The 12,835-nt window shown below is 36.7% G+C and carries 14 protein-coding genes; 11 read left to right on the top strand and 3 right to left on the bottom strand.

What is annotated here, in order from left to right; genetic code table 11:
• Positions 1–87 precede the first annotated feature (87 nt).
• From DOK81_RS09350 to DOK81_RS09335, 4 genes are all read left to right on the top strand, one after another.
• The gene (locus DOK81_RS09350; RefSeq protein ID WP_206910260.1) at positions 88–945 is read left to right on the top strand and encodes a methyltransferase domain-containing protein; all 858 of its coding nucleotides are present in this window, start codon (positions 88–90) and stop codon (positions 943–945) included.
• A 232-nt stretch (positions 946–1,177) separates the two neighbouring features.
• Positions 1,178–1,681: a tRNA (cytidine(34)-2'-O)-methyltransferase gene (locus DOK81_RS09345; RefSeq protein ID WP_206910259.1), complete on the top strand. Its 504-nt coding sequence runs from the start codon at positions 1,178–1,180 to the stop codon at positions 1,679–1,681.
• A 57-nt stretch (positions 1,682–1,738) separates the two neighbouring features.
• Positions 1,739–2,395: a histidine phosphatase family protein gene (locus DOK81_RS09340; RefSeq protein ID WP_206910256.1), complete on the top strand. Its 657-nt coding sequence runs from the start codon at positions 1,739–1,741 to the stop codon at positions 2,393–2,395.
• Between the two features lie 18 nt (positions 2,396–2,413).
• Positions 2,414–4,984: an ATP-dependent RecD-like DNA helicase gene (locus DOK81_RS09335; protein WP_206910254.1), complete on the top strand. Its 2,571-nt coding sequence runs from the start codon at positions 2,414–2,416 to the stop codon at positions 4,982–4,984.
• Between the two features lie 97 nt (positions 4,985–5,081).
• Here the strand turns inward: DOK81_RS09335 and DOK81_RS09330 are convergent, their stop codons facing one another.
• Positions 5,082–6,059 carry a diacylglycerol kinase family protein gene (locus tag DOK81_RS09330; RefSeq protein WP_206910252.1) on the bottom strand — a complete coding sequence of 326 codons (978 nt, stop codon included), beginning with the start codon at positions 6,057–6,059 and terminating at the stop codon, positions 5,082–5,084.
• Between the two features lie 490 nt (positions 6,060–6,549).
• Between DOK81_RS09330 and DOK81_RS09325 the strand changes: the two genes are divergently transcribed.
• Positions 6,550–7,047 (top strand): QueT transporter family protein, encoded by a 498-nt coding sequence (locus DOK81_RS09325; RefSeq protein WP_206910251.1) that lies wholly within the window; start codon positions 6,550–6,552, stop codon positions 7,045–7,047.
• A 194-nt stretch (positions 7,048–7,241) separates the two neighbouring features.
• Here the strand turns inward: DOK81_RS09325 and cbpA are convergent, their stop codons facing one another.
• Positions 7,242–7,880, bottom strand: a complete 639-nt coding sequence (gene cbpA / locus DOK81_RS09320) for a cyclic di-AMP binding protein CbpA (RefSeq protein ID WP_067482986.1) — start codon at positions 7,878–7,880, stop codon at positions 7,242–7,244.
• 159 nt (positions 7,881–8,039) lie between these two features.
• Between cbpA and rpmG the strand changes: the two genes are divergently transcribed.
• The 5 genes from rpmG to DOK81_RS09295 all read left to right on the top strand — a co-directional run bounded on the left by rpmG (position 8,040) and on the right by DOK81_RS09295 (position 11,284).
• On the top strand, positions 8,040–8,192 hold the full coding sequence (gene rpmG / locus DOK81_RS09315; protein WP_067482984.1) for a 50S ribosomal protein L33: 153 nt from the start codon (positions 8,040–8,042) through the stop codon (positions 8,190–8,192).
• 21 nt (positions 8,193–8,213) lie between these two features.
• Positions 8,214–8,384: a preprotein translocase subunit SecE gene (gene secE / locus DOK81_RS09310; RefSeq protein ID WP_067482982.1), complete on the top strand. Its 171-nt coding sequence runs from the start codon at positions 8,214–8,216 to the stop codon at positions 8,382–8,384.
• 99 nt (positions 8,385–8,483) lie between these two features.
• Positions 8,484–9,029 (top strand): transcription termination/antitermination protein NusG, encoded by a 546-nt coding sequence (gene nusG, locus DOK81_RS09305; protein WP_206910250.1) that lies wholly within the window; start codon positions 8,484–8,486, stop codon positions 9,027–9,029.
• 166 nt (positions 9,030–9,195) lie between these two features.
• A complete protein-coding gene (locus DOK81_RS09300; RefSeq protein WP_206910341.1) occupies positions 9,196–10,023 on the top strand; it encodes an alpha/beta fold hydrolase in 828 nt (275 codons plus the stop codon).
• A gap of 160 nt (positions 10,024–10,183) precedes the next feature.
• Positions 10,184–11,284, top strand: coding sequence for a lactate oxidase (locus tag DOK81_RS09295; protein WP_206910249.1), 1,101 nt, complete (start codon positions 10,184–10,186; stop codon positions 11,282–11,284).
• A gap of 396 nt (positions 11,285–11,680) precedes the next feature.
• Here the strand turns inward: DOK81_RS09295 and DOK81_RS09290 are convergent, their stop codons facing one another.
• Positions 11,681–12,085 carry a hypothetical protein gene (locus DOK81_RS09290; RefSeq protein WP_206910248.1) on the bottom strand — a complete coding sequence of 135 codons (405 nt, stop codon included), beginning with the start codon at positions 12,083–12,085 and terminating at the stop codon, positions 11,681–11,683.
• 148 nt (positions 12,086–12,233) lie between these two features.
• Here DOK81_RS09290 and DOK81_RS09285 point away from each other — a divergent pair, with 148 nt between their 5' ends.
• Entirely contained in the window at positions 12,234–12,608 is a 375-nt protein-coding gene (locus tag DOK81_RS09285; protein ID WP_206910339.1) for a helix-turn-helix transcriptional regulator, read from the top strand.
• Positions 12,609–12,835: the final 227 nt, after the last annotated feature.

The following is a 12,835-nucleotide window of genomic DNA, read 5'->3' as shown; positions in this document are numbered from 1 at the left end:
CGTTTCTTCTTGGGCATTGTAACACATTTTTTCCGGTTGCTAAAGTTTTCGGCAACAGGTAAGATAAAAATGAAATGAGGGAAGTATATGCTAAAAAAAATTGACCGTGGACGCCAGTTTTTATTGAAACATCAGCAGTTGTTTTGTTGTCCAGTTTGCCATGGAGCGATTGTTGCAACAGAACAAGGTTTAGTTTGTGAAAACAGTCATCGTTTTGATTTATCTAAAAAGGGAACACTTTATTTTTTATCGCATGCAGTCAAAACGGACTATGATCAAGAAATGTTTGCGCCTAGGCGACGAATGATACGTTCAGGAATGTACCAACCGGTAATCGAATTGATTGCCAAACATCTACCAACAGAGGCGACTGTTTTAGATGTTGGTTGTGGAGAAGGTAGCTTCTTAAATGAAATCAATGAGTTGCAAAAAATAAAAACAGCAGTTGGTTTTGATATTTCTAAAGAAGGTGTATATGCTGCAACGGAACAAGAAGTTCAAGCCTTGTGGTGTGTAGCAGATTTAACAAACTTACCCTTTGCATCACAACAGGTTTCATCGATTTTAAATATTTTTTCACCTTCACACTATCAAGAATTTCAACGGGTGTTAACAGACGATGGCGAGGTTTTAAAAATTGTACCTCAAGAAAACTATTTGAAAGAATTACGACAAGCTTTTTATCCAGATCAACCAGAAAAACAAAATTATTCAAATGAGCGAGTTGTCACAAAGTTTGCTGAATCACTAGACTTGATTGAACGTCAGCGTGTCACATATGAATTTGAAATCCCAGAAAAAAATCAACGAGATCTCTTGGCGATGTCACCTTTGGAATGGCAAGTTGCGTCTGAAATAAAAGAGAATTTGTATAAGCATCCGCTAGAAAAAATTACAATCGATGTTGAATTATTAAAAGGAACTAAGAAAAACCGTTTACATTGAGTTTTTATTAACAAGTGGTTGCAAAAATAATTTAATGGTGATATAGTAGCAACAAGTTGTTTTTTCATTGGTTTTTATCAGGTTCCTGTTCTGATAAAAGATAGTGAGAAGAGCTTCACTAACGTAACGACTCGCAGTGACTAACACCGAGTTGATACGTTTTTTTTTATGCCAAAATTCAATCGTATTTATTAATAAAAATGAAACATTACCATGAGAGGATGAGCAACAGATGAATCATATCGTTTTATTTGAACCTTTGATTCCAGCAAATACTGGAAATATTGCACGAACATGTGCCGCAACGAATACACCCTTACATTTGATCGAACCTTTAGGCTTTTCCACCGATGATAAACACTTAAAACGTGCTGGGTTGGACTACTGGAACGATGTAAATATCAAGTATTATCCAAATCTCGAAGCATTTTTAGACTTTTTGGGAAATCGAAAACTACATTTGATTTCAAAATTTGCCAATAAAATCTATAGTGATGAAAATTTTGCAGATGGCGAAGATCATTTCTTTTTATTTGGTAAAGAAACTACCGGATTACCTGAAGAATTCATGCGTAGTAATGAAGAGAAATGTTTACGTATTCCAATGAACGATGAACATGTGCGTTCACTGAATTTGTCAAACACGGCAGCTATGATCGTTTATGAAGCGTTGCGCCAACAGGGGTTTCCTGCGTTAGAGTTAACACACCATTATGAACATGATAAACTTGATTAATCTTTGATAAAGAAGTGTAAAAAGAATGCTAGACAAATGAGTGAGGTGTGAGGAAGAATGGATTTATATTTTACCCGACATGGCAAAACAGAATGGAATCAAGAACGTCGCTTCCAAGGAAGTAATGGAGATTCACCTTTACTCCCACAAAGTTATGAAGAAATCAAAGCACTAGGGGAAAAAGTGAAGAACGTTCCTTTTGAAGTTATCTATGCAAGTACGGCGAAGAGAGCACGTGATACAGCTGAAGGAATCAACCGCATGTTGACACACCCAGTTGAAATTATTTTTACGGATAAGCTTCGCGAGTTGGGGCTAGGCCTGCTGGAAGGTCAAAAAATCGAAGAGATGTATGAAAAATTCCCCAAAAATCTACCTAATTTACGTAATCATTTAGATAAATATGATCCAACACCGTTTCATGGTGAACCGATTGCAGCCGCGATTACGCGAATCGAAACTGTTGTAGCAGATGCAGTGGCACAACATGATGGCCCCATTTTATTCGTGGGACACGGAGCGTCGTTGACGGCCGCAATTCAGTGGATGACGGGAAAAGAGTTGAGCCAATTACGTGAAATGGGTGGCTTATTTAATAGTAGTTTGACTATACTAGAAACCGAAGAGCCAAATAACTTATTACCTTATCGACTAAAAGTTTGGAATGAAGTAGATTTTTTAGGATTGGATAATAAACCAGAACCGTTACTATAGAAGAAGGAGGCGGCTTCGATGCAGCCAGAAGAAATGCCATATTTCGTTGGGACAGTTGCCGCGATTTTTTTTCAAAACCCAAGTAATTTTTATAAAGTTCTCTTAGTCCATGTGAATGAAACGAGTGCAGACTATCGAGAAAAAGAAATCGTTGTTACGGGGAGTTTCGGTGAAATCCAAGAAAATGAAACGTATCGTTTCTACGGCGAACTAGTGGATCATCCTAAATATGGCCGCCAGTTGAAGGTTGAACGTTATGAGCAAGAAAAACCAACAACAGCTAATGGAATCGTTTCGTATCTTTCAAGCGAAAAATTTCCGGGGATTGGTAAAAAAACAGCTGAAAAAATCGTTGAGACGCTGGGAGAAGATGCGATTGAAAAAATCATCGAAGATCCTTCGCTTTTACGACAAATCTCTGGTTTAACGAAACCAAAGCGTGACATGATTGCTGAAACGATTCGCTTGAATCATGGAATGGATCAAGTCATCATGGGGTTAAATCGATATGGTTTCGGTAGTCAATTGGCTTTCAGTATCTATCAAGCGTACAAAAATGAAGCGTTAGATATTATTCAAGAAAACCCGTATCAGTTAGTCGAAGATATTGAAGGAATTGGATTTAAACGAGCAGACAACCTGGCGGAACAAATTGGGATCGCTTCGGATTCGCCAAGGAGAATTCGTGCGGCTATCTTGCATCAAATTTTCCAGCACAGTGTCCAAACAGGTGATACATATGTTCCTGCTGACACTCTTTTGGCGCAAACAATCCGGATTTTAGAAACCAGTCGTCCGGTTGAGATTGAGCCGGATCAAGTTGCCACAGTTATTATTCAACTGGTCGAAGAGGGAAAAATCCAACAGGAAGAAACAAACTTATATGAAAATAGCTTGTATTTTTCAGAGTGGGGGATTGGCAACTCGATTCAACGATTGTTAAGTCGTAAAAAAGAAATTCATTATCCAGAAAAAGAGATCACTAAAAATATTCGACGTATCGAAAAAATCTTTGGAATCCAATATGGCGATTCACAAGAAAAAGCGATTGCTGAAGCGATACGTTCGCCTTTATTTATTTTGACAGGGGGACCAGGGACAGGAAAAACAACGGTCATCAACGGGATCGTTCATTTATTCGCTGAATTAAATGGAATTGAACTAGATCCCAATAAATATACGCAAGAACTCTTTCCGGTTTTACTAGCAGCGCCAACGGGACGAGCAGCTAAGCGAATGAATGAGACAACAGGCTTGCCAGCTAGCACGATTCATCGCTTACTTGGATTGAATGGCCGTGAAAAAACACCTTCTGTCAGCACGAAAGAGCTAGAAGGTGGTTTATTGATTGTCGATGAAATGTCGATGGTGGATACGTGGTTAGCGAATACTTTATTTAAAGCAATTCCAACAAATATGCAGGTTATTTTAGTTGGGGACAAAGATCAGCTACCATCCGTTGGTCCTGGTCAAGTATTACATGACCTACTAGACATCGAACAGATTCCAAAAATGGAACTCAATGAGATTTATCGACAAGGGGACGGATCCAGTATTATTCCATTAGCACATGAAATCAAGGAAGGTCGCTTGCCAAGTGATTTTACTCAGAATCAAAAAGATCGCTCTTTTTTTAGAAGTGATGCGTACCAAATCGAACCTTTGATTTCGCAAATCGTAGAAAAGGCTAAAAATAAAGGATTTACTGCGCAAGATATTCAGTTATTAGCGCCAATGTATCGAGGTGCAGCTGGAATTGATGCGTTGAATAAGATGATGCAAGAAATCTTTAATCCGGGTGGACCTAATAAAAAAGAAGTTCGCTGGAATGAAACAGTTTATCGAATTGGGGACAAAGTATTACAGCTAGTCAACACACCAGAACTGAATGTTTTTAATGGAGATATGGGTGTCATCACAGGAATCATTTTAGCGAAAGATTCTGATGATAAAGTGGATGAATTAGTTATTCAATTCGATGCAAACGAGGTAACGTATAAGCGAAACGAGTGGAATAAAATTACCTTGTCATATTGTTGTTCGATCCATAAATCGCAAGGTAGCGAATTTAAGATGGTTATCTTGCCGATGGTGCATCAGTATCAACGGATGTTACAACGTAATTTATTGTATACAGCAGTTACCCGAAGTAAAGATCTGTTGATTTTGTTGGGAGAAGAGCAAGCTTATTTGACTTGCGTCAAAAATGAAACGGCTAGTCGTATGACGACCCTGAAACGAAGGATTGAAGAAAACGATAGTATGACGCTTGTTACGCGGACGAAGTTGACTGCATATGAAGATTCATTAGTGGGAAATGATCCTTTTGAAGATGGTTCCTATACAAGTGAAGGATCAGAAAAAGTAGTGAAGACAGCCAAAAAAGAAGAGGCAGTGGTTTCCAATAAAAAAGAAGTCAAAAATGAATTTGTTGTCCAAGAAGTTCCTTTATTTGAAACACAAACGATGGAAACAGAAAAAGAAGTGGGAGCAAACGAAGAACCTAAAAATTACATCTTAACAAGTGAAGCAATTGAAAATCAATCAATCGATCCAATGATTGGGATGGAAAAGATTCGTTTGAAATGACAAAACACTAAAATTAGCGGGTAAAATCAACCATCGTTGATTTTACCCGCTAATTCTTTTTACCATATATTGAGGAGTTGTTCTGGAAACAATCTCCTTATTTTTTTGTTTGGCACCAAAATGACTGGGTCTTCGTTCCAAACTGTAAATCAAATGATTGGGGTGCAATGTCTTCGCCGTCTGCTTGGCCAAACTGTGGAGTCGTGGAGACGATACGTAGTTTGCTTGTAGTAAAATGGTGGAAATTCTTTGATTTTAATTGTTTCTTTTGTAGTAATAAAATCACGATCCAAATAATTTTGAATAAATTAATTCTCTCAACCACAACAAAATCAATTGTTGGTTTAAATACCTCAGCAGTTGGTGCAATAGCAACGCCACCCCCAAAATAAGGGTGGTTGGTCGTTGTACAAAGAAAAGCTTTTTCAAAATTTATTGTTTTTCCGCCAACATCTACCAAAATTGGAAATCCTTTTTGTGTAAAAAAGACATGTAAAATGGATAAAATATAAGAAAGTGAGCCTAAATTATACTTATTTAAGCGCTCTTTGGTAGCGGAATGGTTTGTTGTATGAACGATTGCCGCATCAAGACCAATGCCAAGATTGTTGACTAAAACTCCTTTGGTGTCAGTTACCTGTTCTTGATAAGTCAATAGATTGATTTCTTGTGGCTCATCTGTGTTCAATAAATGAGTGACCGCTTGTTCTGTATTACGAGATAAGCCAATTCCGCGGGCAAAATCATTTCCAGAACCAGCTGGAACATAAGCGACGGGTAACTCCAAATCTAATTGGTAAAACGTGTTTAACACTTGGTGTAGCGTTCCGTCACCACCAACGATGACTAGGAGCGGGAAAGTAGTCACTGTTTCTTGATTCTCAGTAGTCCATGGTAATAGTGTGTCTTTAGCAAGTTGCTCTGCTAGCTCTGCATCATGTCCAGGGTATTCTGAATAATAGACAGAATAGTTGGCTTGATGCTGATCGAAAATGGGAAACATTTTATCGGCGACTTTTTGACCATTGCCACTTCCAGCAGCTCGATTGATTAAAAGATGATAATGAAAATTCATGTGTGCCTCCTGTGGCTAACGCAAAAAAAGATCTTTTTTTGCAGATTCCTAGTTATTATAGCAGAGGAAATCCGAAATAAAAAAGAACTTATCCGAAAAAAATAAAAAAAAGTCTAGCAAGTGCTCAATCCTTAACTGTGTAAGGAGAAGAATTCTAAGGTTCGAAATGTCCACTTAGTTCTTCCGCTGCTTGCTAGACCTTGGTAATAGTAAGAGGTAGCTCAAATTCCCACACCTTTCTGTTGTTTATTTAAGTTCATAACAATTCTCTGCGTGCAAAACCTACTTCGTTTGCGTGACGGGGAATTCCTATGTCCTCTTACACTTATTTTATACCATAAAACACACTGTTTTTGCAAACGTTTACAATTGTGACTGTTGCTTAAAAAATAAAAGCATGGTTGAAAAGTAAAAGACATCTGCTATAATACCTTTTGCGGTTCGTCGACCATCCCGCGTTAACAAAACTAGGAGAAAAGAGGAAAAGGAAATGAAAACAAAAAGTAATCAGCGTTTAAGAGTAGTAATAATTAATGGAATTGTAATGGCCTTATATTTAGCGTTGACTTTTGTTACACCACTTTCATCAGGACCAGTTCAAATCCGAATTTCAGAAAGCTTGAATCACTTAGTCGTCTTTAATCGAAAACTATTATGGGGCGTCTTAGGCGGTGTAGTTGTGTATAATGCTTTTTTTGGTTTTGGTATTTTAGATGTCTTGTTCGGTGGAGGACAAACATTACTTGCACTAGGTATTACAGCTTTATTGCATAATAAAGTAAAAAACGTCAAAGTTCGTTTGGCATTGAATACTTTATTTTTCACAGTGAGTATGATTTTGATTGCGTACATGCTAGTGCCAACAGGTGGCAAACCTTTTTGGATCACTTATGGAACATTGGCATTGAGTGAATTCGTGACAATGGCAATCTCTGCACCAATTATGTATTACTTGAATCGAGCAATTGGATTTGATAAAAGAGTATAGATTTTCTAATCAGAGCAGTAGACAACATCCTAAAAACAGTGACAAGTGAATCAATAAATTTAGAAAGAACTAGCCAATTTTCTTGTAGAGTGAAGGTTAGTTCTTTTTGTATTTTTTAGAGTCTGTCTAAAAAAGATAGAAATAAAATCTCATACGAAAAAAAGTTACGCCAATTTAGCGTAACTTTTTGTTATTTACATATCTCTTAAGTTTTCGATTTCAACAACTTTATAGTTTTTACGTTCCAAATGCTCAACAATCGTATCGCAAAGTTTTTGATCAGTATCAGCTGGCAAAGTAATCAATGTGCGACGAATAAATTCGTCTTTGCCGATATCCAGTGTGATACAGCTGGCAATGCTGCTGTATTTAGAAATGATTTTAGAAATAGCTGCTAAGTCACCTTGCTTACCCGTAGAAGCAATAGTTAGAACGTAGCTTCCTTGCTCAACGCTCCAAGATTGTGACAACATGTTTAGCAATGTACTGTGAGTCAAGATGCCATAGAAATGATTTTCATCATCGAGAACAGCAATATAAGGTAACTCTTTAATCGTGAAGAACACTTTAAAGAATGAAGTGTTCACGTAAATAAATTTTGTCGCATTTTTTAACAAGTGAGTGACTGGTAAAGTCATATCTCCGCCATTTGCTTTATGACGATAGATGTGCATTTTGTAGATGTTTCCACGGAAGATTTTCCCAGATTCGTCTAAAATTGGTACACAACGATAACCAGATGTTTCTAAGATTTCAAGTGCTTCTTCTAATGTGTTTGTTTCGGTTACAGTTGTTAGATCTTTTTTCTTATATACAAGTGTTTTAAGTAGCATAATAATACCTCCATATCTCATTTTTACTTCATTTCTTACTAATCATATCATAAGTATTTATAAAACAATAGCTCGTACTTACCACAAATTGACAAGAACTTATTTTCATGCTAATGTTAATAGGTATAAATTTGATTTTCAGTTAGGAGGTAGACACGGATGGCAAAGAAAAAAGCTGCATTAGCTTGTTCCGTTTGTGGCTCTCGAAACTACACCAAATCGGTTAGTGAAGGAAAAAGTGGCGCGCGTTTGGAAATCAATAAATTTTGTAAATATTGTAATCAATACACATTACATAAAGAAACAAAATAAGAAGGAAACGAGGACACAACGGTGAAATTTATTAAAAGTGTACTGGCTGAAATGAAACAAGTGACTTGGCCAACAAAAAGACAATTGCGTCGTGACACTTTAGTTGTCATTGAAACATCAATTATTTTTGCTTTGATGTTTTTCATTATGGACACGGCGATCCAAAGCTTATTTGCACTAGTTCTTAAATAAGACGCTAGTAAATGAGCTTGATTTGTGCTACAATTGGGTGGAAGAAAAACTTCGGGTGACTGAGGTTTTTTTATTTTACAACGAAATGAGGAGCCGTAAATGGAATCTTTTGAAAAAAATTGGTACGTGCTGCACACGTATTCTGGTTATGAAAATAAGGTAAAGGCAAACATTGAATCTCGTGCGCAAAGCATGAAAATGGCTGATTATATTTTTCGTGTCGTTGTCCCAGAAGAAACAGAGACTGAAATAAAAAATGGCAAAGAAAAAGAAACGGTTCATAAAACATTCCCTGGGTATGTCCTAGTTGAAATGATTATGTCCGACGGTTCTTGGTATGTTGTTCGTAATACGCCAGGAGTAACTGGTTTTGTAGGATCTCACGGCGCCGGCAGTAAGCCCGCTCCTTTGTTACCTGAAGAAGCAAATCACATTTTACGTTCAATCGGTATGAGTGTGCGTCAAAATGATTTAGAAGTTGGCGTTGGTGAAACAGTGAAAATCATTGAAGGTGCATTTGCTGGACTTGAAGGACACGTGACTGAAGTCGATGAAGAAAAAGAAAAACTAAAAGTAAATATCGATATGTTTGGTCGCGAAACAAGCACTGAGCTTGACTTCGATCAAGTAGATAAAATTGACTAATTAAACAAAAAACCTGAATTGTTGATCCCAGTGATTAGCGCTTCAGGTTTTTTTAGTAAACAAGACGATCACTTATTAAAGGAGGAAAAAGTCATTGAAAAAAATTCGTTCAAAGAAAATCAATTTTGCTTTGTTCACTAGCTTTCTTTTATTAGGGCTGGTCATCATGGCTGGTTGTCAAAGAACAACGAGCAAAGCTAGTTCCAGCGCATCTACGCAAATTGAAAAAACGACACAAACAAGCGAGGCTCCAAAGAAGTCAACGACCCCAACACTTTTTTTTCATGGCTACAGTGGAACAGTCAATTCTTTTAAGGGCATGTTGCAACGGCTAGAAGAAAATCAAGTAGCAAAACAATCCCTTCAGTTGACTGTGCGCCCAGATGGAACGGTTCAAGCAACGGGAGAGTTAAACCAACAGGCAGAAAATCCAATGGTTCAAGTTTTGTTTACTGATAATGTCAACAATGAATGGAATCAGACGGAGTGGATCAAAAACTGTTTAGCCTATTTACAAACAACATATGGCGTGGAAAAAGTGAATGTTGTTGGTCATTCGATGGGGGGCGTGAGTGCGTTGCGCTACTTAGCAACTTATGGTCAAGAGAATTCATTACCTCAAGTCAAAAAATTTGTAGCAATTGGTGCGCCATTTAATGATTTTGTTGATGATAGCACACAAACATTATCAGATGAATTAGCCAATGGACCAGCGGTAACTTCTAGTCGTTACCAAGACTATCAGCGAATGATCGACAATGTTCCTACGCAGACCAAGATATTATTGATTGCGGGGCAATTGAGCCAAACGGATTTAAGTGATGGAACGGTACCGCTCAATAGTGCGTTAGCTGTATTTGCGTTGCTAACCCAGCATGGTAATCAAGTGGAGGAACATGTCGTTGAAGGAGATAATGCTTCTCATAGTATGCTGCATGAAAATCAAGAAGTAGATAAACTTGTCCAGAAATTTCTGTGGGAAGCGAAAGAATAGAATTTAGGAAAGTGCAGTAAAATAAAAATTTTTAGTTGAAATAAATTGAGCGGTAGCTATTTTAAGCTAGTGCTCTTTTTTTCGAGTATAAATATTTGCTTACTTTTTGTAAGAGTAATATACTTACTTTTGTAAAGTTGAAAAGAAAGAAGGAGTCAAAATGACTTATCATACAAGTAATGAAGAACATCCAATCGAAATCGTGAATATTGCATCACTAGAAGGTCGCGTGAGAGAACGCATGGAAGCAGGTGCTTTCGGGTATATTCGTGGCGGCTCTGAAGATGAATGGACAATGAAAGAAAATACTTCTGCATTCAATACTAAAAAAATTATGCCACGCGTCTTACGCGGGATTGATCATGCTGATTTACACACATCTATTTTCGGCATTGATCTAGATACACCAATTATTCAAGCACCATCAGCTGCACAAGGATTAGCTCATGAAAAAGGGGAGGCAGATACTGCAAAAGGTGTCGCAGCTGCTGGTTCAATTTTCTCAATCAGCACGTATGCGAATACAACAATTAAAGATGCCGCTGCAGCAGCACCAGATGCACCACAATTTTTCCAACTATATATGAGTAAAGATGATGGCTTCAATGAATTTATTTTGACACAAGCGATGGAAGCCGGAGCAAAAGCAATTATTCTTACAGCGGATTCGACATTAGGTGGCTATCGTGAAGAAGATGTCATCAATCAATTCCAATTCCCTTTACCAATGCCTAACTTAGCTGCTTATAGTGAACAAAGTGCTAGTGGAAATGGTGAAGGAAAAGGAATCGCTGAAATTTATGCAGCGGCTAAACAAGGGTTAGTTCCAGAGGACATCAAAAAAATCAAAGAATTTACACATCTTCCTGTTTTTGTAAAAGGCATTCAATCACCAGAAGACGCTGAAGTTGCAATTGCTGCTGGAGCAGATGGCATTTGGGTCTCAAACCATGGTGGACGCCAATTAGACGGTGGTCCTGCCTCATTTGAAGTATTACCAATGATTGCTGCAACAGTTAATAAACGCGTACCAATTGTTTTTGATTCAGGTGTACGTCGTGGTGAACATGTTTTCAAAGCATTGGCAAGTGGTGCGGATCTAGTAGCAATTGGTCGTCCAGTGATTTACGGATTGAACTTAGGTGGAGCAGAAGGTGTAACTTCCGTCTTTGAACATTTCAATAAAGAACTATCCATTACTATGCAATTAGCTGGTACAAAAACAATTGAAGAAGTAAAAAATACGACATTGTTGGATTAGGTGAGAAAGTGTAACCAAAAACTTTCTAGCTATATTTAAATCTATCAATAAAAAAAGAGCAGTGACAAACATATTGTCACTGCTCTTTTTTATAAAGTGTACTTATTGCTTGAAGCGAAACACCTTTGTCACAGCCACTTTATCATCAAATATTTTGTAAGAACTATCAACCTAGTAAGCTCGGCTACTTCTTTTTTCTTGATAAAAGATCTTGTACTTCGTAAGTGTGAAGTTGCTGCTTAATTTGGTCAATTTCATCTTGCTGTCTAGCTAATTTGACAGATAAAGATATTACAGCTCCTGAGAGTAATAAGATTGCGATAAAATCATAGTGATCAATAAAAAATTTGAAAATATCCCTGAAGATGTTCATTTTTAGTCCTTTCATAAAATAAATTAACGATTATACATTCCTTGAATAATTGCAATAGAATAGGCGATAATTCTTAAAATGACTTCAATACCAACTCTAGAATGAGGTTTGGTACTTAAAAACTCAAGATAACCATCCAACAATGCATCGTGATTTTCAGAAGTGACAGTTTTTCCGTAAAAATATTCTTTAAAGTATGTAACGGATAAACTAGTAGCATGTTCTTTTAAATACTTCACAGCTTGGTTATAGTTTTGATTATTTTCATTGAAGACATATATTTCTTGTGTGCTTGTTTGTTCATTAGTCAGGTTAATCTGATTATTTTCTTCAGCTAAGACAGTAGCTGTTGGGACAAGAGCTCCGGAAATTGTAATAACTGATAATAAACCTGTAACAACTTTTAAATTTTTTGCTAACCTTCTCAACACTTCTTTCTAAAATTTTTTCTTTACAAAAATAACTTACTACGCAATGATGTAACTAACTAGCAAAGGTGTTTTACATAAGACTTTACATTCGTAAAATTTGATAAGAAAGGGGGTTGTTTGATCGTATGCACCAAAAAATAAAAGCATAAAGATTGAAAAAAAACTAACACAAGAAGAATTAGCAGAAAAAATCTTAGTTTCTAGACAAACAATTTCTAATTGGGAAAACCAACGAGCGATTCCTACTACGGATAATATTATTTTATTAGCTCAATTGTTTAATTTGCCAATTGATTATTTTTACTCTGAAAATGAAGTGGTGGATTCAGAAAGGATGAACAAACGAGTTAGAAAAAATAGGCTATTTGAGATACAAGATTTGAAATTATGGAATTTTGCTTTGATTATTCTTTTAGTAATTGCGGTGTTTATTCCTTACTCCACACCCATCGCCCTTTCCATGATTTTTACGTGGAAGAATAAAATTACTCCAAACAATTTAAACGAGCGATTGCACTGATGATTGTGATCGTTGTGCTTGATATTTTAACGATGCTTATAGTGTTTCTTTATTTTGTGGGTTATAAATAAATAGAGCAGATAATACATAGAAGTAATCATTATTGAACTAAAAATCGTTGTGTAACAACGTATTTCAACGTAGTAGCCCGTTGAGGTATGAAATTGGAATGCATGAAGTTTTCGATTCTCACATATAAACAAAGAAAAAAACTGAAGACAACAACC

It is taken from the genome of Enterococcus sp. DIV0660C, from assembly GCF_017316125.1.
In the GTDB taxonomy this organism is placed as follows: Bacteria; Bacillota; Bacilli; order Lactobacillales; family Enterococcaceae; genus Enterococcus_B.
This window is presented reverse-complemented; position numbering and strand designations above follow the sequence as displayed.